Genomic DNA, 24,727 nt, shown 5'->3' with positions numbered 1-24,727 from the left:
GTTGCCTTTGCCGTACTGCCGGGTCCTCCGGACATGGCGCGCGGGTCGACCTCGGCACCCGGTGTGTAAGACGTGATGCCCGGTTATCCCAACTTTGCAATCGGCACGGGCCATGAAAAAACCCCGCCGGAGCGGGGCTTTCCTCAAGCAGGCGTCTGGTCACACGTTGAACAGGAAGTGCAGCACGTCGCCGTCCTTGACGATGTATTCCTTGCCTTCGGCGCGCATCTTGCCGGCTTCCTTGGCACCTTGTTCGCCCTTGAACTGGATGAAATCGTCGTACGAAATCGTCTGGGCGCGGATGAAGCCGCGTTCGAAGTCGGTGTGGATGGCCGCGGCTGCGCGCGGGGCCGTGTCGCCGATGTGGATCGTCCAGGCGCGCACTTCCTTCACGCCGGCGGTGAAGTAGGTCTGCAGGCCGAGCAGCTTGAAGGCCGCGCGGATCACGCGGTTCAGGCCCGGCTCTTCCATGCCGATGTCGGCGAGGAATTCGGCTTTGTCTGCGTCATCCAGATCGGCGATTTCGGCTTCGATGGCGGCGCACACGGCCACCACTGGCGAGTTCGTCTGCGCGGCGTAGTTGCGCACGGCGTCCAGGTGCGGGTTGTTCTCGAAGCCGTCTTCGCGCACGTTGGCCACGTACATGGTCGGCTTGGCGGTGATCAGGCACAGCGGCTTGATGGTTGCCCACTCGTCGTCGGTCAGGTTCAGGCCACGCACCGGTTTGGCTTCATCCAGCACCTTCTGCGCTTTTTCCAGCACGGCGACCAGCTTGGCGGCTTCCTTGTCGTTGCCCGACTTGGCGGCCTTGGTGTAGCGCTGCAGCGCCTTTTCAACCGTACCCAGGTCAGCGAGGGCGAGTTCGGTATTGATGACTTCGATGTCGGCGATCGGGTCGACCTTGCCGGCGACGTGGATCACGTTTTCATCTTCGAAACAGCGCACCACGTGCGTGATGGCATCCGTCTCGCGGATGTTGGCCAGGAACTGGTTGCCCAGGCCTTCACCCTTGGAGGCGCCCGCCACCAGGCCCGCAATGTCGACGAACTCGACCACCGCCGGCAGCACCCGCTCGGGCTTGACGATGTCGGCCAGTGCTTGCAGGCGGGCGTCCGGCACTTCCACCACGCCTACGTTGGGCTCGATCGTGCAGAACGGGTAGTTCTCGGCGGCGATGCCGGCTTTGGTCAGGGCATTGAACAGGGTCGACTTGCCGACGTTCGGCAGACCGACGATGCCGCATTGGAGGCTCATGGTGAAAAAGGCTCTAGATCAAGGGGTTGTGTGCGCGTTGCGGCGAGGCAGACGCCGATCCGGGTACGCCCGGGATACCGCAGGCGGATGCGGCAACACAGCGGCCAGGAAATTTGCCCGGCGGTGCTGCGCGCAGTGATCACGGAAAGCCGTGATTGTAACCGGTCCAGGGGGCTGCCTAACCCCGGGATGCCGCTTCCGTGCGTCTGCGTTGGGTCCGGCTGGCCAGCACCAGGGCGATCCCGCCGAGGATGGCCGCCGAGGCGGCCACCAGGCGTGGCGTCAGCGGCTCGGCCAGGAACAGGACTGCGCCGACCGCCGCGATGGGCGGCACCGACAGTTGCACTGCCGCCGCACGGATCGCCGGCAGCCCTTTGAGGGCGGCATACCAGAGCACGTAGCCGATGCCCGACGTCACGGCGCCTGAGGCGACGGCGAGTGCGATGCCGGTGGGCGTCACATGCATGCGGCTGGCCAGCAGCGCGCTGAGGGCCAGCGCCATGGGCGCCGCGCGCAGGAAGTTGCTGGCGGTGGCGGCGAGTGGGTTGTCGAGCCCTCGGCCGCGCAGCGAGTAGATGCCCCAGGCCACTCCGGCGGTGGTCATGAGCGCGGCGCCCAGTGGCGTCGGCGCCGTCACGCCAGGTGACACGAGGTAGATCAGCCCGCCCAGTGCCAGAGCGAAACCCAGCCAGCCCAGCGGCTCGAAGCGCTCGCCGGCGCGCAGCCCGGCGGCCAGCATGGTCAGTTGCACCGCGCCAAACAGGATCAGCGCACCCGTTCCGGCACTCAGGGTGAGATAGGCGAAGGAGAAGAACGCGACGTAGGCGAACAGCATGGCGGCGGCCGCCCAGTCCGCACGTGCCGGTTCGACGCGCCCCGCGCCCGCACGCGCGAGCAGAGCCAGCGCGGCCGCGCCCGACACCAGCCGGATGCTGGAGAAGCTGGCCGCATCGATGCTGGCGTGTTGCAGCGCCAGTCGGCACAGCAACGAGTTGAAGGCAAACGCCACCATGGTGATGCTCGTCAGCAGCACGGTACGCAGTGCGATATGGCCGTCGTTTGCCTGGTTCATGGCGGTCTCACGTGGGCTGGGTGATGTTCTGGGCAGGCGCGGCGGGCAGCAGGCCGGCACCACGCGACATTCTTCTCGATCGACATCGCGGCAGCAAGCATCCGCCGCCAACCAGGCTGCCTGCGGCGCCCAGGTACGCCGGCAGCATCAAAGGGCACCCAGCGGTACCCGACGCTGACCAGCCCCTCGCGCACACCGCGCCTCAATGCATCGTGCTGCGCGGCGTACCGCCGTGCCGGTGGTTCATGACGATGCTCCGCACCGTGCGGCGCGCGCTGGCGCGGCATTGGAGGGGCGTTACGGGGCTGTTACGCGTTACGTTTCGCGGCCGTAACAATTCCGGCGGGAACCGCGATTTTTGGCTCGGCGATGCCCAGGGCCGGGCGGGTCGGAAATCTGGCAAAGCCAAGCTGGGCAAGGACTTTGCCGGTTGGCAAGCCGCGCGGACTGCCGGGCGAGAAGACCAGGCATGCCTATTGCAATGTGTTCCTGGAAACAACCCATCTGGCTTTGGAGCACAGCATGTCCTGGACCGCAGTCAATGTCGCCCGCCCGATCCGCTCGGTTTCTGACAGCGACGGACTGTTCGCCTGCTACGAGGCGATCGCCAGCCTGTCTGAAGACATGGTGGACGCAGCCGAACGCGGCGATTGGGATGAGGTCAGCCTGCTGGAACGCGAATGCGCGGCCCACATGGAGCGCCTGGGCCGTGCCCAGCGCCCGGCGCTATCGCGCGAGGACCTCCAGCGCAAGCGTGACCTGATGATGCGCATCCTGGCCAATGACGCCCGCGTGCGCGCTCTGGTCTGCCCGCGCCAGGACGAGCTGATGCGCCTGGTCAGCGGCGAGCGGCGCGCCATCGGTGCCCGCCAGGCTTACGCCGCCGTCTCCTATTACTGAGGCCCCGCGAGGCTCGGCGTCTTGGTCGCACCCGGTTCAGCGGTCGGCCCGTAATTTCCTCTGGTTCGTCCATCCTCGTCGGCTGCGGGGCGGCAGGATGTCATGCCTGGGCGTCCTGCGGGCGCTGCCTCGCTGGCGCGTCGCGCACTTCCTTGACGTCCCAATGTCGGCTTCCGCGGTCACGTGGCCAAGGACACATTGACGCAGGCATCCGTCGATCCAGGCGTGGCACCGCCACCCCGCGTCATGGCAGCCGCCGTTGAACACCAGCCGCGCGGCGGGAGCCGCCCCTAGCCGCCATGACACCGTTGCGCGGTGGCGCGGCCGGGACACCCCCGCCGCTATAATCGGCCCACCATGAATACACCCGCGTTTTCCTCCTCCAAGGCAGCGCCGGCTTACCACGTGGCAGTGGTCGGCGGCGGCATCGTCGGGCGCGCGTGCGCGCTGCGTCTCGCGCAGCTCGGTTTGCGCATCGCCCACATCGCGCCACCCGTGCCCCCCTCCGGACCGGCGACGCCCGACGCCTGGGACGCGCGGGTCTACGCGTTTTCTTCCAGTTCGCAGGCCTTGCTGGACCAATTGCGCATCTGGCCGGCGCTTGACATGTCACGGGTGCAGCCGGTCCATGACATGCGGGTCTTCGGCGACGACGCGGCCGCGCGAGGCGAGCATGTCCACGCAGACCTGCATTTTTCCGCCTACGCTGCCGGCACGCCGCAACTGGCCTGGATCGCGGAGTCGTCCCTCGTCGAGCGTGCGCTGGAAACCGCGCTGCGCTTCGCCCATACCGTGCAGACGTTCCCGCACACCGCCACCGGTTTCGAAATGGACGCCGATGCCGTGCGTCTCACGCTGGCCGATGGGCAGGTGCTGCGCGCCGAGTGCGTGATCGGTGCCGATGGCAAGAACTCATGGGTGCGCGAGCAGGCCGGTATCCGGGCGGAAGCCCGGCCCTATCGCCAACTCGGCGTGGTCGCCAACTTTCAGGCCGAGCACGGGCACCAGGACACGGCATGGCAGTGGTTCCTCGGTACCTCCGCCGACACGGCTGCCGCCTCCAATGACACGGTTCCGGCGCGTGGTGAGATCCTGGCGATGCTGCCGCTGCCCGATCGTCGTGTGTCGATGGTGTGGTCCGCCAGCGAAGAGCACGCGCGTGAGCTGCTTGCCCTGTCGCCGGAAGCACTCTGCCGCGCAGTGGAGGCGGCCGCGGGCGGCGCCGTGGCGGCCCGCTTCGGGCGGCTGTCCTGCATCACGCCGGCGCAGGGTTTTCCGCTCATCCTGCAGCACGCCGACAAGCTGGTCGCTCCGCGCGTTGCGCTGGTGGGCGATGCCGCTCATGTGATTCATCCGCTGGCGGGGCAGGGCATGAACCTGGGGCTGCGGGACGTGGCGGAAATCGGCCGGGTGATGGCAGAACGTGAAACCATGCGCGATCATGGAGATCTGAGGTTGCTGCGCCGTTACGAGCGTGCCCGCCGCGAAGACCTCCTCTCGCTGACGGCCGCCACGGACGGATTGCATAAGCTGTTCGCCCTGCCGGGCGCGCTGCCCCGCACTTTACGCAATACGGGGATGCGCATGGTGGGCATGACGCCATTCATTAAACGCCTGCTGGTCAGGCACGCGCTGGGCTGAGGCCACATCGGCGCCTTTGGGGTTCCAGGAGCATTTATGTCGTTTCGAATTCGGGTGGCGGCCATCGCCTCTGCGGTGGCTGTGGCTGCGATCGGCACCGGATATGTGCTGAGTGCCGGCGCAGCCGAGCCCGCGCTGGACAAGGTCAAGGCCACCGTGCAGAAGGCGCTGGGGCCCAACGTCGAGATCAAGGGCGTCGCCAGGTCGCCGCTGGCCGGTCTGTATGAAATCAACCTCGGCAGCCAGGTCGTGTACACCGACGCCACCGGCCGCTACGTCCTCAATGGCGACCTGCTCGACACGCAGACGGCCACCAACCTCACCCAGGAGCGCCTGGCCGAACTCAACCGCGTCAAGTGGTCCGATCTGCCGCTGGACCGTGCGGTGAAGTGGGTGAAGGGCAACGGCGCGCGCAAGATCGCCGTGTTCTCGGATCCGAACTGCCCGTATTGCCACAAGCTCGAGCAGATGCTCACGCAGGTCGACAACATCACGGTCTACACCTTCCTGTTCCCGATCCTGTCGGAAGACTCGAACACCAAGGCCAAGCAGATCTGGTGCTCGGCCGACCGCGCCAAGGCCTGGCGTGACTGGATGACGGCCAAGACCGCCCCGGGCGGCGCCGGCAACTGCGACACGCCGCTCGAGGCGAACCTGAAACTCGGCCAGTCGCTCAACGTGACAGGCACGCCGGCGATCATCTTCCCGGACGGCACGCGGGCCCCCGGCCTGATCGACGCCGCCACGCTGGAGCGCAAGTTCGCCTCTCTGAAGAAGTCGTAAGCCCCCTTCTGAAAGCGCCGGTTCACCCGGCGCTTTGTCTTTGAACGTTCCGCAAACCAACAAGATTGGAGACCTCCATGTCGTTTCGCGCCCTGATGCTGGAAAAGCAGGACGGCGGGCCACTGGCCCACATCGTTGACCTTGATGACGCGGCGCTGTCCACGCCCGAGGCGCTCGCCAACGAGGTGACCGCCGGCGACGTGCTGATCCGCGTGGACTGGTCGACGATCAACTACAAGGACGGCCTGGCCATCACTGGAAAAGGCCCCGTCGTGCGCAAGTGGCCGATGGTGGCCGGTATCGACGGCGCGGGCGTCGTGCTCGATTCGTCGCACCCGGATTGGCGGACCGGCGATGCGGTCGTGCTCAACGGGTGGGGCGTCGGCGAGACGCACTGGGGTTGCCTTGCCCAGCAGGCGCGGCTTTCCGGCGACTGGCTGGTCGCGCTGCCGACCGGGCTGGACGCGCGGCAGGCCATGGCCATTGGCACGGCCGGCTACACGGCGATGCTGTCGGTGCTGGCGCTCGAGCGTGCCGGCGTCAAGCCGGGGGATGGCGAAGTCCTGGTGACGGGCGCGTCGGGCGGCGTGGGCTCGATCGCCATTGCCCTGCTGGGCAAGCTCGGCTACCGCGTCGTGGCGTCCACGGGCAAGACGAACGAGGCGGATTTCCTTCGCGCATTGGGCGCCGAAGACGTGATCGATCGCGCCGAACTGTCCGCCCCGGGCAAGCCGCTGCAAAAGGAACGCTGGGCGGCGGTGGTGGATTCGGTGGGCTCCCATACGCTGGCCAATGCCTGTGCGCAGGTGCGCTACGGTGGTGTCGTTACCGCATGCGGGCTGGCGCAGGGCATGGATTTTCCGGCGACGGTGGCCCCCTTCATCCTGCGCGGCGTGACGCTCCACGGTATCGACAGCGTGATGGCGCCGCGCGCGCTGCGCCAGACTGCGTGGCAGCGCCTGGCGGTGGATCTGCTGCCCGACCGGCTGGAGGCCATCACGCGCGAGGTGACACTGTCGGAGGCCATCGATGCCGCGCACGACATCATGGCGGGCAAGATGCGCGGCCGCGTAGTCGTCGACGTCAACCGATAGGCTGACAAGCCGCGCTGCGGACGATTTGCCTTCGGCAGCGTGAGGCGGCGACGCTACAATGTTCGCCATGAAGCCGATCCGCTACACCATCGTTCCCGCCGCGCCCGAAGCGCACGTTTTCACCGTCACGGTGACGGTCGATTCTCCGGATCCGCAGGGGCAGCGATTCTCGCTGCCGGCGTGGATCCCGGGCAGCTACATGATCCGCGAGTTTGCGCGCAACATCGTGCGCATCGAGGCGGCATCGGGTGACAAGCCGGCGCGACTCACCAAGCTCGACAAGCACACGTGGCAGGCCGCGCCGTGCAGCGGGCCACTGACGGTTTCGTACGATGTGTATGCGTGGGACCTGTCCGTGCGCGCCGCGCATCTCGATGCCACGCATGGATTCTTCAACGGCACATCGGTGTTCCTGCGCGTGGAAGGCGCGGACCACCTGCGCTGCCTGGTCGATATCCAGCCGCCCGCGGGCGAGGCCTACCGCGGCTGGCGCGTCGCCACCGCATTGCGCGAGGCCAGCGGCCGCGTGCAGGGCCGGGCAGGCGCCAAGCGATACGGCTTTGGCTGGTACGAAGCGGCCGACTACGACGAGTTGATCGACCACCCGGTCGAGCTGGGCACCTTCGCCATGGTCTCGTTCGAGGCCTGCGGCGCGCAGCACGACGCCGTCTTCACCGGCCGCGTGCCCAGCCTCGACCTGGAACGCATCGCCCGCGACTTCAAGCGCATCTGCGAAGCGCAGATCCGCCTGTTCGAGCCGCACACCGCCACGGCGCCCTTCCTCGACAGCAACCGCCGCTACGTCTTCATGACGATGGTCACCGCCGACGGCTACGGCGGCCTCGAGCACCGTGCGAGCACGGCGCTGATGTGCGCACGCAATGACCTGCCGGTTGCCGGGCGAGACGAGACGACCGAGGGCTACCGCACCTTCCTCGGCCTTGTCAGCCATGAGTATTTCCATACCTGGAACGTCAAGCGCATCAAGCCGGCGGCTTTCGTGCCATACGCGCTTGACCGCGAGGTGCACACGCCGCTGCTATGGCTCTTCGAGGGCTTCACGAGCTATTACGACGATTTGATGCTGGTGCGCTCAGGGTTGATCTCCGAGGCGCAGTATCTGGAGATGATCGCCAAGACGTGGAATGGCGTGCTGCGCGGCAGCGGCCGCTTGAAGCAGAGCGTGGCGGAAAGCTCGTTCGACGCGTGGACGAAGTACTACCGCCAGGACGAGAACGCGCCCAACGCCATCGTGAGCTACTACACGAAGGGCTCGCTCGTGGCACTGGCGCTGGACTTGACCATCCGGACGCAAAGCAACGGCGAGCGCTCCCTCGACGACGTGATGCGCGCCCTGTGGGCCGCCTACGGCCGGGACTTCTACGCGCCCGGCCACACGCAGCGCGGCGTGACCGAGGCCGAGCTGATCGTGCTGATGGAAGACACGACCGGCCTGCGCCTGCGCACGCTGCTGCGTCAACTGACCGAAGGCCGTGATGATCTGCCGCTGCCGGCGCTCCTCAAGGCGATCGGGGTGAGCGCAACACGCAAAGCCGCCGAGACGGCACTGGCCCTGGGCGTAAAGGCTGCCGCCGAGAATGGCTTCGTCAAGCTGCAACAGGTGTTCGACGATGGCCCGGCGCAGCGTGGCGGCTTGTCCGCAGGCGACCTGGTCGTTGCCGTGGATGGCCTGCGCGTGCCGGCCGGTCAGCTGGATAAGGCCCTGGCGCGCTACCGGGCCGGCGACGTCGTCCCCGTACATGTATTCCGCCGCGACGAACTGATGCAGCTGGACGTGACGCTCGCCACGGATGCCACGCCGCAGTTCACGCTGGCGCTTGCTTCCGATCCGTCGCCATTGCGCTCGGCCTGGCTGGGCAAACGCGCTGTGGCGCGCGGCACGCGCACGGCGCGCGGCAAGTCGGCCTGAACGCGCAGCCGATGGACTACGTCCACGATCCACGCACCTTTCTCTACAGCCATTACGTCTCGCGCGGCATCCGTACTGCCACCGGCGTGATCGGCCTGACGCTGCTCGCGCTGCTGGTCGTGGACCTGCAGGGCGCAATGGTGGTGTCGATCGGCGCGCTGTGCACCAGCCTCATGGACTTGCCCAGCCCGCTGCGGCACAAGTTCAATGAGATGCTGGCCTGCGTGCTGCTGACGACGGCCGTCACCTTCATCGTGGCGGCCGTCACGCCGTACGCGATCCTGCCGGTGGTGATCGTGGCGGTGGCGTTTCTCGCGGGGCTGATGGTGGCGTACGGCAACAAGACGATGCCGCTGCAGTTTGCGGCGCTGTTCGTCATGACGCTCACCTTTACCGAGGAGTTCGCCCTGCGCGAGGCGGTGGAACACACCGTGCAATTCTTCCTCGGGGCCATCGGCTACATGGCGTTTGCGATGGCTGTGGCGTGGGGCCAGCGTCGTCGCATCAAGGAACAGGTGCTGGCCGAATGCCTGTACGAACTGGCCGTGTACGTCGAGTGCAAGGCTGGCTTCTACGACGCCTCCAGGGACTTCGAGAACCAGTTCGACGCATTGGTGCGCCAGCAGATTTCCGTGGCCGATAAGCAGCAGGTGGCACGCGACTTTGTCTTCCGTGACAACCGCACCGCCAGCGACGGGCGCCTCGTGCAGATCCATATGCGGATGCTCGACATCTATGAGTATCTGCTGTCGTCCAACACCGACTATCCCTTGTTGCGCCAGTGGCTGGCCGATGCCGAGATCATGCGCTTGCTGCGCGAAGTGATCGATCGCATGCGGCAGGACATCGAAGGGGTGGCGTACGCCGTCGGGCGCGACCGGCCATCGCCCACGCCGATGTCCTACGACCAGGAAATGGCCGCCATCGAAGCGGCATTGCAGGAGTTGCAGCACAACCACCACGGCGTGCCGATCGAAGCGATTGCCGCGGTGGAGGAGTCCGTCGCCACCGTGCGCGGCGCCATCCGGCTGATGGCCCAGTTGCACGCCGCCACGGCCACGCAGGTCGAACCTTCGCAAGTGCTGCTGCGGCCCGACATGACGCCGTTCCTCACGCGCCAGAAATACGAGTTGCGTCAGGTGCTGGAAGCGTTGACGTGGCGCTCACCGGTGCTGCGCTTCGCGCTGCGCATCTCGATGGCGGTCGCCGCTGGGTTGTGGATCGCCGGCCATCTTCCGTATGCGTCTCACGGCTACTGGGTGCTGCTGACCATCGTCGTGATCCTCAAGCCGACGTTCAGCATGACGCGCCAGCGCAATGTCGACCGTGTCCTCGGCACGCTGATTGGCTGCGTGATTGCGGCCGTGATCCTGCGCTACGTCCATTCGACCTGGATCCTGATGGGCGTGCTGTATGTGTCCACCGCGGCCAGCGCAGCGTTCGTCACCGTCCGCTATCGCTACACCGCCATTGCCGCCTGCGTGCAGGTGCTCATCCAGATCAACCTGCTGCTGCCGGGCAGCAAGGGCGCGATCGGCGAGCGGCTCATCGACACCCTCATCGGAGCGGCTATCGCCACGGCCTTCAGCTATGTGCTGCCGAGCTGGGAATACCGCAACCTGCCCAAGCTGGTGGACGACGTGCTGCGCACCAACCGCCGCTTCATCGAAGCCGCGCGCGACCTGCTGCTCGGCACGCTCAAGGATGACTTTGCCTACCGCGTGCAGCGCAAGCAGTTCATGGAGTCGCTCACGGGCTTGATTTCGGCCTTCGGGCGCATGCTTGACGAACCCAAGAGCCGGCAGCGCGCCGTCGATAACCTGAACCGCTTCATCGTGCAGAACTATCTGGTGGCGGCGCATGTGGCGGCGGTGCGCATCCTGGTGCGCCAGCGCACGCAGGAGCTGGACGAGGCCGACACCCGCGCCCTGGTCGAGCAGACCGTGGAAGCTGCGCTGGAGAGCCTCACCCGTGCCAAAGACCGGTTCGACCAGGCAGTACACGAAGGCGGATGGGGTGTGCGTCCGCGCGATACCCAGGAACTGGGCGCCGCGGATTTTGCCGATCAGGCCGCACGGTCGCGCATGGTGGAGGCCGCAGCCGAATCGGATTCGCTTTCAGCCATGCATCTGCTGGAGCGTCGCCTGCAGGCCCTGCGCGCCGATACGGCCAAGATCGCGCTGCGCTGCGGGGCACTGGGCCGCGCGTTGCGCAATTCCGCCGACTAGGAAGGGCGACCGGTCCTCAGGGCATCACGAACGTGTCTGCACGCGTCGGTGTTGAACCTCGACGGGACGCATTCGAGTCCTGGAGCGTCAAAGGCGAGCTTCCGGGCGTCAAGGTCGAGGCTCAGACAGTCAACACCGAACCTCTGAGAGTCAAAATCGAGCCTCCTGGAGTCGAAGTCGAGCTTCCGAGGGTCGAAGTCGAGCCTCAAAGAGTCGAAGTCGAGCTTCCGAGGGTCGAAGTCGAGCTTCCGAGGGTCGAAGTCGAGCTTCCGAGGGTCAAAGTAGAGCTTCCGAGGGTCACACTCGACACTCGCCCCGTCCTCCATGCGGCTCCGGACCTGGGCGCATGCCTCAATCCGCTTGCGGCTTGAGCCAATCGATGGTTGGTTGGCCCTGCGCGGCAAGCCATCCATTGGCGGTCTTGAAGTGGCCGCAGCCCAGGAAGCCTCGATGCGCCGACAACGGTGACGGGTGCGGCGCCTCCAGCACGAGATGCCCCTCGGGCAACAACGCCCGCTTGGCCTGCGCGTGGCTACCCCACAGCATGAACACGCGCTTATGACCCACGCGTGCCAGGTGTTCCAGCAAGCAATCGGTCACACGCTCCCACCCGCGCCGGGCGTGGCTGGCGGCGTGGCCTTGCTCGACGGTCAGCACCGTGTTGAGCAGCAGGACGCCCTGCTGTGCCCACCCTTCGAGATTGCCCGACGTGCCGGGCAGCTTGCCGCCGAACTCTGCTTCGATTTCCTTGTAGATATTGCGCAGGCTCGGTGGCACGCGAATGCCGGCTGGCACCGAGAACGCCAGCCCGTGCGCCTGAGGAAGCTCGCGGCCATCGACAGTGCCGGTGCCGTGATACGGGTCCTGGCCGAGGATGACCACGCGCACATCGTCCACCGAGGTCAGGTGCAGCGCGCGGAACACATCGGTCGGGAAGATCGGTTTCCCGGCTGCGCGCTCGCCGTCGACAAACGCGCACAGCGCAGGCCAATTGGATGGCGCGAGGCAGGGCGTCAGCAGCGCCTTCCAGTCGGTGGGCAAGGCGTCGAACTGCTCGGCGAGGGGAACAAAAGCGCCACGGGTAGCTTCCGCGGCGGGCGCGTCAAACAGGGCGGCCTGCGCCGGATCAGCGCGGCGCCTCACGCTTGCGCTCCCTTGGCCTGCGCGCGCAACTGATAGCCGCGCTGTGCCTTGCTGACATCCAGCGGCGTGAGGCCGGGTATGGCGGCGCGCAGCATTTGCGTCCAGGCGTGCAGGCGTTCGGCGATTGCCGCTTCATTGACCGTGCTGCCCGTCGCCGGCTTCCATTCGAGTTCGAGTTCATCGATCGGCTCGCGCGCATCGGTGCCGGGGATGACGATGACGCCGGCATCCAGCGCGATCTCGATCTCGCCGCCATCGGCTGCCACGTGCCACAGGCGGCGCGTGAAGTCAGTGCGGAACAGCGGGGCGAGGGCGCTGGCGTGTGGGCGGACATAGTCGGCAGCTTCCGTCGCGTTGTGGGCGGCGAAGGCTTCGACCGACAGCGCGTCGCCGGCAAGCGGCACTTCCCATTCGTGACGCGCGGAAAGGCCGGATGTACTCACTGCTGCGGTTTTCAGGGTCTGCAACCACTGGCTGCCATGCAGGCGCACGCGCAGCGCGGCGCGGCTGCGCGCCAGCGCCAGGTCGGGTGTGTCGTAATAGACATTGGCCAGCGCGACCGTGCCCGCTGCTTGCGCATGCGCATCCAGCCAGTCGATCAGCGCGGCATGCGCGCCAGCCGGCACCGCCAGCTTCAGTTCAATCTCGCGTGCCATCGCCCAGGCGCATCAGGCAAACAGGCGGGCCAGTTCGGCACCCGGGTCGTCGGCGCGCATGAAGGCTTCGCCGACGAGGAACGCATTGACGGCCGCCGCGCGCATCTTGCGCACATCATCCGGCGTGAGGATGCCGGATTCCGTTACGACGATGCGATCGTCCGGCATGTGCTTGAGCAGGCCGAGCGTAGTGTCGAGCGACGTCTCGAACGTGCGCAGGTTGCGGTTGTTCACGCCCACCAGCGGCGTTTGCAGGCGCAACGCACGGTCCAGCTCGCGGCCGTCGTGCACTTCCACGAGCACGTCCATGCCGAGCTCCAGCGCGCACGCTTCGAGTTCTTCCATCAGGCCCTGGTCCAGCGCGGCGACGATCAGCAGGATGCAGTCGGCGCCCCACGAGCGCGCTTCGTACACCTGGTACAGATCGACCAGGAAGTCCTTGCGCAGCACCGGCAGTGCACAGGCGGCGCGCGCCTCGCGCAGGTAATCGGCGTGGCCCTGGAAGAACTGCTCGTCGGTCAGCACCGACAGGCAGGCGGCGCCGTGCTCCGCATAACTGCGGGCGATCTCGGCGGGCTTGAAGTCGGGGCGCAGCACGCCCTTGGACGGCGAGGCCTTCTTCACCTCGGCGATGACGGCGGCGTGGCCGGCGGCAATCTTCTCGCGCATCGCCTTGGCGAAGCCGCGCGGGCCGAGCGCGCTGTCGCTTCGGTTGGCTTCGGCTTCGGCGCGCACGCTGGGCAGGTCGCGGTGCTTGCGTGCGGCCGCCACTTCTTCGGCCTTGACGGCCAGGATCTTCTGCAGGATGTCGGACATATCAGGCTTTGAACTGGTTGGTGACGCGCACGAATTCGTCGAGCTTGGCGCGCGCGGCGCCCGAGGCGATCGCCTCGCGGGCCAGCTTCATGCCGTCGCCGATCGAGCCGGCGATGTTGGCCGCATACAGCGCCGCGCCCGCGTTGAGCGAGACGATCTCGCGAGGCGTGCCGGGCTTGTTTTCCAGTGCGTCGATCAGCATGGCCTTGGACTCTTCGGCGTCGGCCACTTTCAGGCTGCGGTTGGAGACCATCTGCAGCCCGAAGTCTTCCGGATGGATTTCGTATTCGGTGACGACACCGTCCTTGAGCTCACCGACCAGCGTGGCGGCGCCCAGCGAGACCTCGTCCATGCCGTCCTTGCCGTAGACGACCACGGCGTGCTTGGCGCCCAGGCGCTGCATCACGCGCACCTGGATGCCGACCAAATCCGGATGGAACACGCCCATCAGGATATTGGGCGCACCCGCCGGGTTGGTGAGCGGCCCCAGGATGTTGAAGATCGTGCGTACGCCCAGCTCCTTGCGCATGGGGGCGACATTCTTCATGGCGGGGTGGTGGTTGGGCGCGAACATGAAGCCGATGCCGACCGTCTCGATCGATTCGGCCACCTGCTCGGGCGTGAGCATGATGTTCACGCCCAGTGCTTCGAGCACGTCGGCGCTGCCGGACTTGGAGCTGACCCCGCGTCCGCCGTGCTTGGCGATGCGCGCGCCGGCCGCCGCCGCCACGAACATGGACGCGGTGGAGATATTGAAGGTGTTGGCGCCATCGCCGCCCGTGCCGACGATGTCGACGAAGTGATCCGACACCTCGGTCGGCACGTCGACCTTGGTGGCGAACTCGCGCATGACGGTCGCGGCGGCCGCGATTTCGCCGATGGTCTCTTTCTTGACGCGCAGCCCCATGGTGAGGGCGGCCGCCATGACTGGCGACATTTCGCCGCGCATGATGAGCCGCATCAGGTGCAGCATCTCGTCGTGGAAGATTTCCCGGTGCTCGATACAGCGGGTGAGCGCTTCTTGCGGTGTGATGGGCATGGTCATTTGGTGTTCAGTTGGGTGCCGTTGGCGCCGCTGCCGGGGTGGCCGGTGCTGCGGCTTCGCGCAGGGCGCCAATGCGCTCGCGCAACAGATCGGCCTCGCACGCGGCTTCGGCCAGGTCGGCGTCGGGCGTGTGGCGGGCCAGGCGGCGTTGCAGGTCGCATTCGGCCTGTCGATAGAGTTGGTGCGCGCGCACGGTGCGGTCGAATGCCATGGAGGCGCCACGGTCCGTGCCCTTGTTGGCAGCGATGCGGGCGCGCAGCGCGGTGCGGCGTGTCGATTCGGCAGATGCCAGTTCCGTTTGCGCCGCCTTGCGCGCGGCCTGCACGCACTGGGCGACGTTGCCGGCCTCAGGCTGGGCGGCGCGGCACGCTTCAAGCGTACCGGCCATCGCCGGAAGGCTTGCCATCATCAGCAGCGCCACGGCGCACGCGCCGCGCATCAGACGCGTTCCTTCAGGAAGTTGCCGAGCAGCGCGTGGCCGTGTTCCGACAGGATCGACTCCGGGTGGAACTGCACGCCTTCCACCGGCAGCGTCTTGTGGCGCACGCCCATGATTTCGCCGTCTTCGGTCCAGGCCGTCACTTCCAGGCAATCGGGCAGCGTTTCGCGCTCGATCGCCAGCGAGTGATAGCGCGTCACCTTGAAATGCCGCGGCAGGTTGGCGAACACGCCCACGCCGGTGTTTTCGATGGTGCTGACCTTGCCGTGCATCACCTTCTGGGCACGGATCACGCGTCCGCCAAACGCATCGGCAATGGCCTGGTGCCCCAGGCACACGCCCAGGATGGGCACGCGCCCCGCAAAGTGCTTGAGCGCCGGGACCAGGATGCCGGCTTCGGTCGGCGTGCACGGGCCGGGCGACAGGCAGATGCGCTCGGGGTTGAGGCGTTCGATGTCTTCGATCGTGATCTCGTCGTTGCGATAGGTACGCACGTCCTGGCCGAGTTCACCAAAGTACTGGACGATGTTGTAGGTAAAGGAGTCGTAGTTATCGAGCATCAACAGCATGGTGGTCTCCTTAACCTCAGAAATCGGCGTCGAGGCCGTCTTGTACTTGCTCGGCCGCACGCAGCACGGCGCGCGCCTTGTGTTCGGTTTCTCTCCATTCGGCATCCGGGTCCGAATCGGCCACCACGCCGGCGGCAGCCTGCACGTAGAGATTGCCGTCCTTGATGATGCCGGTACGGATGGCAATGGCCAGATCCATCTCACCCGAGAACGAGAGATAGCCCACCGCACCGCCGTAGATGCCGCGCTTGACGGGCTCCAGCTCGTCGATGATCTCCATCGCGCGCACCTTGGGCGCGCCCGACAGCGTGCCCGCCGGGAAGGTCGCGCGCAGCACGTCCATGTTGGTCATGCCGGGCTTCAGCCGGCCTTCGACCGAGCTGACGATGTGCTGCACGTGCGAATACTTCTCGATGACCATCTGGTCCGTCACCTTGACCGAGCCGATTTCAGCAATGCGGCCGATGTCGTTGCGCGCCAGATCGATCAGCATGACGTGCTCGGCGATTTCCTTCGGATCGTTGAGCAGCTCGGTGGCGAGTTCTGCGTCGCGCTCGGGCGTGTTGCCGCGCGGGCGCGTGCCGGCCAGCGGGCGGATCGTGACGATGCGGGCGGATTCGTCGGCGCCGTTGCCGTTATTTTCAGCGGCCGGCACACGACGCTCTTCCTGGCGCACCAGGATTTCCGGCGATGCCCCGACGATCTGCATGTCGCCGAAGTTGTAGAAGTACATGTACGGCGACGGGTTCAGCGAGCGCAGCGCGCGGTACAGCGACAGCGGCGCGTCGCGGAACGGCTTGACCAGGCGCTGGCCGATCTGCACCTGCATCATGTCCCCGGCGGCGATGTATTCCTTGGCCTTGAGCACGGCAGTGATGTAGTCCGCCTTGTCGAACTCGCGGATGGTGTCGGTACGCACGGACGCCGACGTCACCGGGACGTCCACCGGCTGGTGCAGCTTGGTGCGCAACGCGCGCAGGCGCTGCTTGGCGCGTGAATACGCTTCGGGCTTGGACGGGTCGGCGTAGACGATCAGGTAGAGCTTGCCGGACAGGTTGTCGATCACGGCCAGCTCTTCGCAGAGCATGAGCTGGATGTCGGGCAGTTGCAGATCGTCGGGCGGGGCGGTTTCGGCGAGGCGCGGCTCGATGAAGCGCACGGCGTCGTAGCCGAAGTAGCCGGCCAGGCCGCCGCAGAAGCGCGGCAGGCCCGGGCGGAGCGCCACTTTCTGGCGGCGCTCGAACGCAGCGATGAAGTCCAGCGGGTTGCCTTCGTTCGTCTCCACCACCTTGCCGTCCGTCACGACTTCCGTGCGATTGCCCTTGGAGCGCAGCAGCGTGTGCGCGTGCAGGCCGATGAAGGAGTAACGCCCGAAGCGCTCGCCGCCCACCACCGATTCCAGCAGGAACGTGTGCGTGCCGCGGTCGTGCGATTGCGCCAGCTTCAGATACAGCGACAGCGGCGTCTCCAGGTCGGCCAATGCCTCGGCAATCAGCGGAATGCGGTTGTAGCCCTGGTCGGCCAGCGATTTGAATTCGAGTTCGGTCATGAGCGGTCAGGTCGATTCGCCAGGCGGGGCGGTTGCGCGCCCACCGGCATGCGTTCGGTCCACGGCAAACGCAAGAGCGTCAATGATGCCGTCGGAACGTTAGCAGAACATCAGGGATGGGAACGCGCGAACGTCGTAAAAGCGACCGTGCGATCCCGCAAGGGTCGTCCGCAGCCGATAGCGGGCCAGCGGAAGACCGGCGGGCGGTCAGCGTTTGGGGCAGGAGAAGCGAGGTGGTTTGGGCGGCGCGATTGTGACGCGCCAGAGTGCCGAAACCGGGGAAGAACGATCAGCAGCCGTGCAAACGCTTACGCCCGGACGAGGGCGTGCCAGGGCCGCCAGGGCCAGGCCCCCCGGTCACCACCAGCGTCGACGCGTTTGCGATTCAGGAACATGGATCGTCAGTTGGAAGCGGCAGAGATAGCGTTGTGTGGCTCTGCATGGGGCCGGATCAACTCGGCTGCCGCAAAAAGTGTCTCGACTATAGCATCGGCTCCGGCGGCCTGTATAGGCTGGCCGTGGTTGTAGCCATACGGTACCGCCAGCACGCGCATGCCGGCCGCACGGGCCGCGCGGGCGTCGTTTTCCGAATCGCCAATGGCCACGACTTCAGCCGGGGCCACGCCAAACGCCTCCGCCACCCGCAGCATGGGGTACGGATCGGGCTTGCGATACTGGAAAGCGTCGCCTGGGTAGACGAGGTCGAAATACGTGTTCAGGCCGAGCTGCGCGAGCAGCGGCTGCGTGAAGTCGTGTGGCTTGTTTGTCACACACGCGAGCGCGACGCCCATGTCGCGCAGTGCGGTCAACCCTTCGCGGACGCCGTTGTAGACGGTCACATGTTGGCCGTTGATGGCGATGTAGGCGCGCTGATAAGCCTCCAGGCCTTCCGCAAAGCGGCTATTTGCCTGGACCGGTGGCAAGCGCGCATCCAGCACGCGTCGCACGAGGTTTTCCGAACCTTTGCCGACGTAGCTGACGACTTCCTCGGCAGGCATGTCAGGCGTGCCGCCAAGTGCCTCCAGCATCGTGTTGATGGCGGCGTGGAAATCGCCTGCCGTGTCGACCATCGTCCCGTCCAGGTCGATGATGACGGCGCGGACGGCGCCTGCCGGCAGCATGCCCGTCATGCCGAGATCCCGGCCAGGGCCTGGCGCAGTGCGCCGACGGTGCCGCGGTAACCGCCGTCCGCGTCCGGCTTGCCGAACACGGCCGAACCCGCGACGAAGGTGTCAGCGCCGGCTTTGGCAATCTCGGCGATGTTATCTGCCTTCACGCCGCCGTCGATCTCCAGCAGGATCTTGCGGCCGGTCTTGTCCTGGTATGCGTCGAGCTTCTGGCGCACGGCGCGCAGCTTGTTCAGCGCTTCCGGAATGAACGATTGGCCGCCAAAGCCCGGGTTGACCGACATGATCAGCACCATATCCAGGCGGTCCATCACATGGTCCAGATAGTGCAGCGGCGTGGCCGGGTTGAAGACGAGGCCAGCCTTGCAGCCGTTGTCGCGAATCAGCGCGAGCGAGCGGTCGATGTGCTCGGAGGCTTCTGGGTGGAATGTGATCAGATCGGCGCCCGCCTTGGCAAAATCCGGAATGATGCGATCGACCGGGCTGACCATCAGGTGCACGTCGATCGGCACCGGCTTGCCGTCCTTTTGCGCGTGCGGGCGGATCGCCTCGCACACCAGCGGGCCGACGGTCAGGTTCGGGACGTAATGGTTATCCATCACGTCAAAGTGGATCCAGTCGGCGCCCGATTCAAGTACGCGGCGCACCTCTTCGCCCAGGCGGGCAAAGTCGGCGGACAGGATGGACGGGGCAATGCGGAAACCGGACGGGTCGATGGCTGCGGACATGATGGGAGACGGGTAAGGCGCGCGCAAGCGCGAAGAAGGCCGCTATTTTAGCCGGATCGGCCGCGTGGCCGCGCCTTGCCGCTGCCACGGCCATGCCGCACAATGGGCGCCATTCTTATTGTGGATCGTCATGCCGAGCTACGAACTCACCGTCCAGGTCCGGACGCGCTATCTGCCGGAGCAATCCGAGCCGGAGCAGGGCAGCTACGCCTTCGCCTACACCATCACCATCCGCAACACAGGTGACGTGCCGAGCCAGCTCATCTCCCGCCACTGGGTGATCACCGACGCCGACGAGCAGGTGCAGGAGGTCAGCGGCCTGGGTGTGGTCGGCCATCAGCCGCTGCTGCCGCCGGGCGAGTCTTTCGAATACACGAGCTGGGCGACGATCAAGACGCCCGTGGGTACGATGCGCGGCGAATACTTTTGCGTGGCCGAGGACGGTCACCGCTTCGAGGCGCCGATCCCCGAATTTGCGCTGGTGATGCCGCGCATGCTGCACTGATCAGTGGGTGTCGGACTTGGCCGGGCGCGAATCTTTTGGCGCGGATTCGGTCGATTCCGAGGGCTTGGCGGTCTGGGGGTCCTGCGCCCCCTGGCGCGACGGATGGTCCGGCGGCGCGCGCAGGGGACGCGGATGCTTCTTGGCGCCGGACATCGTCCAGACCACGACGAAGAGCAGCAGGAACAGCGCCACGCCGGCCTCCAGGCCAAACAGCATCATTGGATGGTTTTCAAAGAATTTGCTCATGATCGACGGCGAGAAGCGCAGATGCCGGGCATTGTAGCCAAGCCGGCCGCCCACATCGAACCGCCGGACAGGATGAAACAGGCATGACAGCAGCAACCTTGGACGCATTGACACCGGCTCGTACCGCCGCCCATCGCCGTTGGGCCGGGCTGGTCGCCACCCTCGTCACCGCCTTGCTTGCCGCCTGTACCAGCGGCCCGCCGCCGCGCGTTGAATCGACGCAACCGCCTACGGCAACCCTGGGCGGGCATCTGGCCCCCGCGACCTGGGCGGACGTCGCCGGCTGGACCGCCGATGATCTCGCCTCCGCCTGGCCCGCGCTGCAATCGAACTGCGAGGCGATGAGGCGCCGCGCTGACTGGTCGCGCGTCTGCTCGGCCGGCCTGATGGTCGATGCCGGCGATCCCATCGCCATGCGTGTCTTCTTCGAAGACAATTTCACCCCTTACCGTGTCGTCAAGGAGGACGGTACAGACAGCGGGCTGATCACCGGCTATTACGAACCGCTGCTGCGCGGGTCGCGCACGCGCCACGGCATCTACCAGACGCCGTTGTATCGCATGCCCGCGGCATGGCGTGGCAAGACGCTGCCACCGCGTGCGCAGTTGATCCACAGCCCGGTGTTGCGGGGGCAGGAAATTGTCTGGGTGGACGACCCGGTCGAGGCGGCATTCCTGCAGATTCAGGGCTCGGGGCAAGTCCAGCTGGAAGAGGGCGGCATCATGCGCCTGGGCGTGGGCGGCACCAATAACCAGCCCTTCCGTTCGTTCGCGCGCTGGCTGCTCGATCAGGGCGAGATCACGCCGGTGCAGGCGACCATGCAGGGCATCAAGGCCTGGGCGCGCGCCAACCCTGGCCGCGTGGAAGAGATGCTCAACGTGAACCCGCGTTTTGTCTTCTTCGCCGAGACCCCTGGCAATACCGGCGGGCCTATCGGCAAGCTGGGCGTACCCCTCACGGACGAACGGTCGATTGCGGTGGACCCCAGTTACATTCCGCTCGGCTCCCCCGTCTTTCTGTCGACGACGAAACCATTGTCGACCGATCCGATCCAGAAGCTCGTGTTCGCGCAGGACGTGGGCTCAGCCATCCGTGGCGCCGTGCGGGCCGACTATTACTTCGGCCACGGCGATGCCGCCGGCGATCTGGCCGGACGCATGAAGCAAGCCGGCCGGCTGTGGGTGCTGGTGCCCAAGGGCGGCAGTGTCGGGGTCGCTTCCCGCTGAAGCCAGGCGCTAAGCGCGCCGCAGGTCGACCACGCGGCGCGCCTTGCCTACCGAGCGTTCAATTCCCCCGGCCGCCAGGACTTCCATCGCTGCGGAAATGCCGATCATCGACTTGATGTCGTGCGCCAGTCGCCTGCTTGCAGCCTGAGCCGTCTCTGCCGGGGCGCCCAGCGCTGCTTCGATCCGTACCGTCAAGGTGTCGAGCGGCCCCTCCTTGGCGAGGACGCACTGATAGTGCGGTGAAAGCGCCGCATGTTTGAGGATCAACTCCTCGATCTGTGATGGGAAGACGTTCACGCCGCGCACGATCATCATGTCATCGCAGCGCCCGGTGATCTTTTCCATGCGGCGCATGCCCGGTCGCGCCGTGCCGGGTAGCAGGCGCGTCAGGTCGCGCGTGCGGTAGCGCACCACCGGCATGGCCTCCTTGGTCAGCGACGTGAAGACCAGTTCGCCGAATTCGCCGTCCGGCAGGACCTCGCCGGTGTCCGGATCGATGATCTCCGGATAGAAGTGATCTTCCCAGATGGTCGGTCCGTCCTTGGTTTCGGCGCACTCGCTGGCAACGCCAGGGCCCATGACTTCCGAGAGTCCATAGATGTCGACAGCCGATAGCCCCATGCGCGCCTCGATGGCGTTGCGCATTTCGGGCGTCCACGGTTCTGCGCCGAAGATGCCGATCTGCAGGCTGGATGCGGCAGGGTCCATGCCTTGGCGCTCGCACTCATCGGCAATCGCCAGCATGTAGCTGGGCGTGACCATGATGATCTGTGGCTGGAAATCGGCGATGAGCTGGACTTGCCGCTCCGTCTGTCCGCCGCCGAATGGAATGACCGTCAGGCCGGCGCGCTCGGCGCCATAGTGAGCGCCCAGGCCCCCGGTGAAGAGGCCGTAACCGTAACTCACGTGAACTTTGTCGCCCCGCCGTGCGCCCGCCGCTCGAATCGAGCGTGCCACCAGCCCGGCCCACGTATCGATGTCGGCGAGCGTGTAGCCGACCACGGTGGGTTTGCCCGTCGTGCCCGATGAGGCGTGGATCCGCGCAATCCTGTCCTGCGGCACGGCAAACATGCCAAAAGGATAGTTGTCGCGCAGGTCTGCCTTGGTGGTGAAGGGGAACTTCGCCAGATCGGCCAGCGAGCGCAAGTCTGCGGGATGTGCGCCCACTGCATCGAATTTGGCCCGGTATGCGGGGACGTTGTCGTAGGCATGGGCAAGGCTGCGCTTCAGCCGCTCGAGCTGCAGCGCCTGGATGGCGTCACGGCTGGCGGTTTCGGTCGAATCGAGGGGCAGGTCGGTTGAGCGGGGGCGCATGCGGGTCTCCTCGGGGCGCCGTCGTGCGGCGTCCTCCTGTGATGGCGCGGCAAAGGCTCTATATAGAGCGGCGAACTAGCTAGTGCTCGATGCTCTCCGGGACGGGAATGACATGGCCGCGAATCTGGGCAGACTTGCCCCGGAACAGGGCAATGACCTCGCCGGTCTGGTTGGAGACGCGCACGTCGTACACGCCGTGCCGCCCAGCGAGGATTTGTTCGGTCGCTTCGGCCGTCAGCACGTCGCCGCCGTGCGCGGGACGCAGAAACTCGATGCTGCACCCGGCCGCCACGGTGTTGTGGTTGCGGCTGTTACAGGCAAAGGCGAACGCCGAATCGGCCAGCGTGAAGATCAGCCCGCCATGGCACGTGCGGTGTCCGTTGAGAAAGTCCGGGCGCACGGTCATCGACAGGCGAGCGTAGCCTGGTCCGACCGCCTCCACGCGCATGCCGAGCGCGCGCGTACAGGCATCGGCGTCATACATGCTCTTGCAGGCGGCTTCAGCCAGGGTTTGTGCGTCCAGGAGGGTGGGCTGGGTCATGCAAGCTCCTTCATTCGCCGGTGAAGTGTGCGGGGCGCTTGTGGAGGAAGGCGTCGACGCCCTCCGCGTAGTCACGTGAGTGGCCCAGCTCGCGCTGCAGGTCGCGCTCCAGGTCGAGCTGCGCATCCAGCGACTGCGTGGGCGCCGCCTGCATGGCGCGCTTGATGGCGGCCAGCGCCCGGGTAGGTTGCTTGGAGAGGTGATCGGCCATGGCGCGCACCTCCGTCATCAGGATCTTGGCATCGTGATAGACGCCCCAGATCAGGCCCCACGCCAGCGCGGTCTTGGCGTCGAGCTTTTCGCCGAGCATCGCCAGCCCCATCGCGCGCGCCATGCCGATGCGTTGCGGCAAGAACCACGTGCCGCCCGAATCCGGCAGCAGCCCGATCTTCACGAACGCCTGGAGGAAGCACGCGTTTTCCGCCGCCAATACGATGTCGCACGCCAGCGCCAGGTTGGCGCCGGCTCCTGCGGCCACGCCATTGACTGCAGCAATGACCGGCAGGGGAAGGGCGCGAAGACGGCGCACCAGCGGGTTGAACTGCTCGTCGATGAGTGTGCCCAGATCCGTCATCTGCCCGGGCGTGAAGCTGAGTTCGGAGAGGTCCTGCCCGGCGCAGAAGCCGCGCCCGGCGCCAGTCAGAATCAGTGCCCGTGCGCGCTGGCGCTCGACCTTATCCAGCGCGTCGCACAGTTCGCGATGCATACCGGCCGTGAAACTGTTGAGTTGATCGGGCCGGTTCAGCGTGATGGTTGCCACATGATCGTGCCAGTCGAGCAGAATGGTCGGGCTTGTCATCTTGTCTCCTCCTCGGTCGCGGGCTCATTGATTAACCGACCGGTTGGTCGGCTAATATTACATGCATTCCAACTGGAGCTTCCATGTCCTACGAAAACATTCTGGTCGAAACGCGCGGTCGTGTTGGTCTTGTTACCCTCAATCGTCCGAAGGCGCTCAACGCCCTAAACGATGCACTCATGGACGAACTCGGCGCCGCACTGCTCGCCTTCGACGCCGATGCCAATACTGGTGCGATTGTGATCACCGGCAGCGAAAAGGCATTTGCCGCCGGCGCCGACATCGGAGCCATGGCCGAGTACGACTTCGCGACCGTCTATAAGAACGAATACATCACGCGCAACTGGGAAACCATCCGTCGCGTCCGCAAGCCGGTGATCGCCGCGGTGGCGGGCTACGCACTGGGCGGTGGCTGCGAGCTCGCGATGATGTGCGACATCATCCTTGCCGCCGATACCGCCAAGTTCGGGCAGCCCGAAATCAAGCTTGGCACCATGCCCGGTGCCGGGGGGACTCAGCGCCTGCCGCGCGCGGTCTCGAAAGCCAAGGCCATGGACCTTTGTCTGACCGCGCGCATGATGGGGGCTGATGAAGCCGAGCGCGCCGGCCTCGTCTCGCGTGTCGTCCCCGCTGACAAGCTGCTTGAAGAAGCCATCCAGGCGGCTGAAACCATTGCCGGTTTCTCGCTGCCTGCGGTCATGATGATCAAGGAGTCGATCAACGCCGCCTATGAGACTTCGCTCAGTGAGGGGGTGCATCTGGAACGGCGACTATTCCACGCCACTTTTGCAACAGAAGACCAGAAGGAAGGCATGCGGGCCTTCCTGGAAAAGCGCGGGCCCGGGTTCAACCATCGATAGGCCGCGGTCCCGGTGGGTGATTCAGGGAATACCCGAGCAATAGTCTCGGGTATATTCGGTGCCACTTTTGCATGATTCTTTGGCGGGAATCCCAGGCCCAGACTAGGTTTGCGAGCATTCTTCATATCCGCGTCATCAATCCGTCACGACAAAGGTGTTGCCAACCTCCGGAAACCCGCCTAATATTCGCCCCTCGCTGCACGACACAGCGCCGAAACGAAAGGGACGGCGGGGTGGTCGAGGCGGTGGAGAAGTAGATGTG

At 66.1% G+C, this 24,727-nt stretch carries 24 protein-coding genes; 9 read left to right on the top strand and 15 right to left on the bottom strand.

The genetic code is table 11. The annotated features are described in order from the left end of the window. Positions 1–159: 159 nt before the first annotated feature. Both ychF and R2N03_RS18110 read right to left on the bottom strand, forming a co-directional pair. Positions 160–1,254, bottom strand: coding sequence for a redox-regulated ATPase YchF (ychF, locus tag R2N03_RS18115; protein ID WP_252694972.1), 1,095 nt, complete (start codon positions 1,252–1,254; stop codon positions 160–162). 178 nt (positions 1,255–1,432) lie between these two features. Beyond that, a complete protein-coding gene (locus R2N03_RS18110; RefSeq protein WP_316659230.1) occupies positions 1,433–2,326 on the bottom strand; it encodes a DMT family transporter in 894 nt (297 codons plus the stop codon). A gap of 522 nt (positions 2,327–2,848) precedes the next feature. Between R2N03_RS18110 and R2N03_RS18105 the strand changes: the two genes are divergently transcribed. From R2N03_RS18105 to R2N03_RS18080, 6 genes are all read left to right on the top strand, one after another. After that, entirely contained in the window at positions 2,849–3,226 is a 378-nt protein-coding gene (locus R2N03_RS18105; protein WP_316659228.1) for a flagellar protein FliT, read from the top strand. A gap of 357 nt (positions 3,227–3,583) precedes the next feature. Continuing rightward, a complete protein-coding gene (locus R2N03_RS18100; protein ID WP_316659227.1) occupies positions 3,584–4,867 on the top strand; it encodes a UbiH/UbiF family hydroxylase in 1,284 nt (427 codons plus the stop codon). A 36-nt stretch (positions 4,868–4,903) separates the two neighbouring features. Beyond that, positions 4,904–5,650: a DsbC family protein gene (locus R2N03_RS18095; protein ID WP_316659225.1), complete on the top strand. Its 747-nt coding sequence runs from the start codon at positions 4,904–4,906 to the stop codon at positions 5,648–5,650. A 77-nt stretch (positions 5,651–5,727) separates the two neighbouring features. Further along, a complete protein-coding gene (gene acuI / locus R2N03_RS18090; RefSeq protein WP_316659224.1) occupies positions 5,728–6,744 on the top strand; it encodes an acrylyl-CoA reductase (NADPH) in 1,017 nt (338 codons plus the stop codon). A gap of 67 nt (positions 6,745–6,811) precedes the next feature. Next, the gene (locus R2N03_RS18085) at positions 6,812–8,674 is read left to right on the top strand and encodes a M61 family metallopeptidase (protein WP_316659371.1); all 1,863 of its coding nucleotides are present in this window, start codon (positions 6,812–6,814) and stop codon (positions 8,672–8,674) included. An 11-nt stretch (positions 8,675–8,685) separates the two neighbouring features. After that, complete coding sequence (locus R2N03_RS18080; RefSeq protein ID WP_316659223.1) at positions 8,686–10,902, top strand: FUSC family protein; 2,217 nt, start codon at positions 8,686–8,688, stop codon at positions 10,900–10,902. Positions 10,903–11,253: 351 nt separating this feature from the next. On the opposite strand, the gene R2N03_RS18075 is transcribed toward R2N03_RS18080, so the two are convergent. From R2N03_RS18075 to rpe, 9 genes are all read right to left on the bottom strand, one after another. Continuing rightward, entirely contained in the window at positions 11,254–12,045 is a 792-nt protein-coding gene (locus R2N03_RS18075; RefSeq protein ID WP_316659222.1) for a uracil-DNA glycosylase, read from the bottom strand. After that, positions 12,042–12,701, bottom strand: a complete 660-nt coding sequence (locus R2N03_RS18070) for a CYTH domain-containing protein (protein ID WP_316659221.1) — start codon at positions 12,699–12,701, stop codon at positions 12,042–12,044. The genes R2N03_RS18075 and R2N03_RS18070 overlap by 4 nt, the downstream gene beginning before the upstream one ends. 12 nt (positions 12,702–12,713) lie before the next feature. Next, entirely contained in the window at positions 12,714–13,517 is an 804-nt protein-coding gene (gene trpC / locus R2N03_RS18065; protein WP_316659219.1) for an indole-3-glycerol phosphate synthase TrpC, read from the bottom strand. 1 nt (position 13,518) lies between these two features. Then, positions 13,519–14,556, bottom strand: a complete 1,038-nt coding sequence (gene trpD, locus R2N03_RS18060; protein ID WP_316659370.1) for an anthranilate phosphoribosyltransferase — start codon at positions 14,554–14,556, stop codon at positions 13,519–13,521. Between the two features lie 13 nt (positions 14,557–14,569). Further along, positions 14,570–15,001 carry a lysozyme inhibitor LprI family protein gene (locus tag R2N03_RS18055; RefSeq protein WP_316659218.1) on the bottom strand — a complete coding sequence of 144 codons (432 nt, stop codon included), beginning with the start codon at positions 14,999–15,001 and terminating at the stop codon, positions 14,570–14,572. Continuing rightward, the gene (locus tag R2N03_RS18050) at positions 15,001–15,570 is read right to left on the bottom strand and encodes an aminodeoxychorismate/anthranilate synthase component II (protein ID WP_316659217.1); all 570 of its coding nucleotides are present in this window, start codon (positions 15,568–15,570) and stop codon (positions 15,001–15,003) included. Before R2N03_RS18050 ends, R2N03_RS18055 begins: the two co-directional genes overlap by 1 nt. A 16-nt stretch (positions 15,571–15,586) precedes the next feature. Further along, on the bottom strand, positions 15,587–17,119 hold the full coding sequence (trpE, locus tag R2N03_RS18045) for an anthranilate synthase component I (protein ID WP_316659215.1): 1,533 nt from the start codon (positions 17,117–17,119) through the stop codon (positions 15,587–15,589). A gap of 401 nt (positions 17,120–17,520) precedes the next feature. Then, positions 17,521–18,249, bottom strand: a complete 729-nt coding sequence (locus tag R2N03_RS18040; RefSeq protein WP_316659214.1) for a phosphoglycolate phosphatase — start codon at positions 18,247–18,249, stop codon at positions 17,521–17,523. Further along, the gene (gene rpe, locus R2N03_RS18035) at positions 18,246–18,974 is read right to left on the bottom strand and encodes a ribulose-phosphate 3-epimerase (protein WP_316659213.1); all 729 of its coding nucleotides are present in this window, start codon (positions 18,972–18,974) and stop codon (positions 18,246–18,248) included. Before rpe ends, R2N03_RS18040 begins: the two co-directional genes overlap by 4 nt. Before the next feature lie 130 nt (positions 18,975–19,104). On the opposite strand from rpe, the gene apaG reads away from it, so the two are divergent. After that, entirely contained in the window at positions 19,105–19,479 is a 375-nt protein-coding gene (gene apaG / locus R2N03_RS18030) for a Co2+/Mg2+ efflux protein ApaG (protein WP_316659212.1), read from the top strand. Here the strand turns inward: apaG and R2N03_RS18025 are convergent, their stop codons facing one another. Beyond that, entirely contained in the window at positions 19,480–19,725 is a 246-nt protein-coding gene (locus tag R2N03_RS18025; RefSeq protein ID WP_316659211.1) for a hypothetical protein, read from the bottom strand. It lies immediately after the preceding gene. Between the two features lie 83 nt (positions 19,726–19,808). Here R2N03_RS18025 and mltA point away from each other — a divergent pair, with 83 nt between their 5' ends. Further along, complete coding sequence (gene mltA / locus R2N03_RS18020) at positions 19,809–20,951, top strand: murein transglycosylase A (protein ID WP_316659209.1); 1,143 nt, start codon at positions 19,809–19,811, stop codon at positions 20,949–20,951. A 9-nt stretch (positions 20,952–20,960) separates the two neighbouring features. On the opposite strand, the gene paaK is transcribed toward mltA, so the two are convergent. The 3 genes from paaK to paaG all read right to left on the bottom strand — a co-directional run bounded on the left by paaK (position 20,961) and on the right by paaG (position 23,605). Further along, on the bottom strand, positions 20,961–22,265 hold the full coding sequence (paaK, locus tag R2N03_RS18015) for a phenylacetate--CoA ligase PaaK (RefSeq protein WP_316659208.1): 1,305 nt from the start codon (positions 22,263–22,265) through the stop codon (positions 20,961–20,963). Positions 22,266–22,344: 79 nt separating this feature from the next. Then, on the bottom strand, positions 22,345–22,806 hold the full coding sequence (paaI, locus tag R2N03_RS18010) for a hydroxyphenylacetyl-CoA thioesterase PaaI (protein WP_316659206.1): 462 nt from the start codon (positions 22,804–22,806) through the stop codon (positions 22,345–22,347). A gap of 10 nt (positions 22,807–22,816) precedes the next feature. Further along, entirely contained in the window at positions 22,817–23,605 is a 789-nt protein-coding gene (paaG, locus tag R2N03_RS18005; RefSeq protein WP_316659205.1) for a 2-(1,2-epoxy-1,2-dihydrophenyl)acetyl-CoA isomerase PaaG, read from the bottom strand. A gap of 83 nt (positions 23,606–23,688) precedes the next feature. Here paaG and R2N03_RS18000 point away from each other — a divergent pair, with 83 nt between their 5' ends. Then, the gene (locus R2N03_RS18000) at positions 23,689–24,465 is read left to right on the top strand and encodes an enoyl-CoA hydratase (protein ID WP_316659204.1); all 777 of its coding nucleotides are present in this window, start codon (positions 23,689–23,691) and stop codon (positions 24,463–24,465) included. Positions 24,466–24,727 lie beyond the last annotated feature (262 nt).

Source organism: Ralstonia condita (assembly GCF_958405655.1).
Classification (GTDB): Bacteria; Pseudomonadota; Gammaproteobacteria; order Burkholderiales; family Burkholderiaceae; genus Ralstonia; species Ralstonia condita.
Note: the sequence above shows the minus strand (reverse complement) of the source record. Positions and strands in the feature narration are given on the sequence as shown.

Excerpts from the sequence above, each read along its gene's own strand:
- ychF (WP_252694972.1), bottom strand. The coding sequence starts at position 1,254 with ATGAGCCTCCAATGCGGCATCGTCGGTCTGCCGAACGTCGGCAAGTCG.
- R2N03_RS18110 (WP_316659230.1), bottom strand. The coding sequence starts at position 2,326 with ATGAACCAGGCAAACGACGGCCATATCGCACTGCGTACCGTGCTGCTG.
- R2N03_RS18105 (WP_316659228.1), top strand. The coding sequence starts at position 2,849 with ATGTCCTGGACCGCAGTCAATGTCGCCCGCCCGATCCGCTCGGTTTCT.
- R2N03_RS18100 (WP_316659227.1), top strand. The coding sequence starts at position 3,584 with ATGAATACACCCGCGTTTTCCTCCTCCAAGGCAGCGCCGGCTTACCAC.
- R2N03_RS18095 (WP_316659225.1), top strand. The coding sequence starts at position 4,904 with ATGTCGTTTCGAATTCGGGTGGCGGCCATCGCCTCTGCGGTGGCTGTG.
- acuI (WP_316659224.1), top strand. The coding sequence starts at position 5,728 with ATGTCGTTTCGCGCCCTGATGCTGGAAAAGCAGGACGGCGGGCCACTG.
- R2N03_RS18085 (WP_316659371.1), top strand. The coding sequence starts at position 6,812 with ATGAAGCCGATCCGCTACACCATCGTTCCCGCCGCGCCCGAAGCGCAC.
- R2N03_RS18080 (WP_316659223.1), top strand. The coding sequence starts at position 8,686 with ATGGACTACGTCCACGATCCACGCACCTTTCTCTACAGCCATTACGTC.
- R2N03_RS18070 (WP_316659221.1), bottom strand. The coding sequence starts at position 12,701 with ATGGCACGCGAGATTGAACTGAAGCTGGCGGTGCCGGCTGGCGCGCAT.
- trpC (WP_316659219.1), bottom strand. The coding sequence starts at position 13,517 with ATGTCCGACATCCTGCAGAAGATCCTGGCCGTCAAGGCCGAAGAAGTG.
- trpD (WP_316659370.1), bottom strand. The coding sequence starts at position 14,556 with ATGCCCATCACACCGCAAGAAGCGCTCACCCGCTGTATCGAGCACCGG.
- R2N03_RS18055 (WP_316659218.1), bottom strand. The coding sequence starts at position 15,001 with ATGCGCGGCGCGTGCGCCGTGGCGCTGCTGATGATGGCAAGCCTTCCG.
- R2N03_RS18050 (WP_316659217.1), bottom strand. The coding sequence starts at position 15,570 with ATGCTGTTGATGCTCGATAACTACGACTCCTTTACCTACAACATCGTC.
- trpE (WP_316659215.1), bottom strand. The coding sequence starts at position 17,119 with ATGACCGAACTCGAATTCAAATCGCTGGCCGACCAGGGCTACAACCGC.
- R2N03_RS18040 (WP_316659214.1), bottom strand. The coding sequence starts at position 18,249 with ATGACGGGCATGCTGCCGGCAGGCGCCGTCCGCGCCGTCATCATCGAC.
- rpe (WP_316659213.1), bottom strand. The coding sequence starts at position 18,974 with ATGTCCGCAGCCATCGACCCGTCCGGTTTCCGCATTGCCCCGTCCATC.
- apaG (WP_316659212.1), top strand. The coding sequence starts at position 19,105 with ATGCCGAGCTACGAACTCACCGTCCAGGTCCGGACGCGCTATCTGCCG.
- R2N03_RS18025 (WP_316659211.1), bottom strand. The coding sequence starts at position 19,725 with ATGAGCAAATTCTTTGAAAACCATCCAATGATGCTGTTTGGCCTGGAG.
- mltA (WP_316659209.1), top strand. The coding sequence starts at position 19,809 with ATGACAGCAGCAACCTTGGACGCATTGACACCGGCTCGTACCGCCGCC.
- paaK (WP_316659208.1), bottom strand. The coding sequence starts at position 22,265 with ATGCGCCCCCGCTCAACCGACCTGCCCCTCGATTCGACCGAAACCGCC.
- paaI (WP_316659206.1), bottom strand. The coding sequence starts at position 22,806 with ATGACCCAGCCCACCCTCCTGGACGCACAAACCCTGGCTGAAGCCGCC.
- paaG (WP_316659205.1), bottom strand. The coding sequence starts at position 23,605 with ATGACAAGCCCGACCATTCTGCTCGACTGGCACGATCATGTGGCAACC.
- R2N03_RS18000 (WP_316659204.1), top strand. The coding sequence starts at position 23,689 with ATGTCCTACGAAAACATTCTGGTCGAAACGCGCGGTCGTGTTGGTCTT.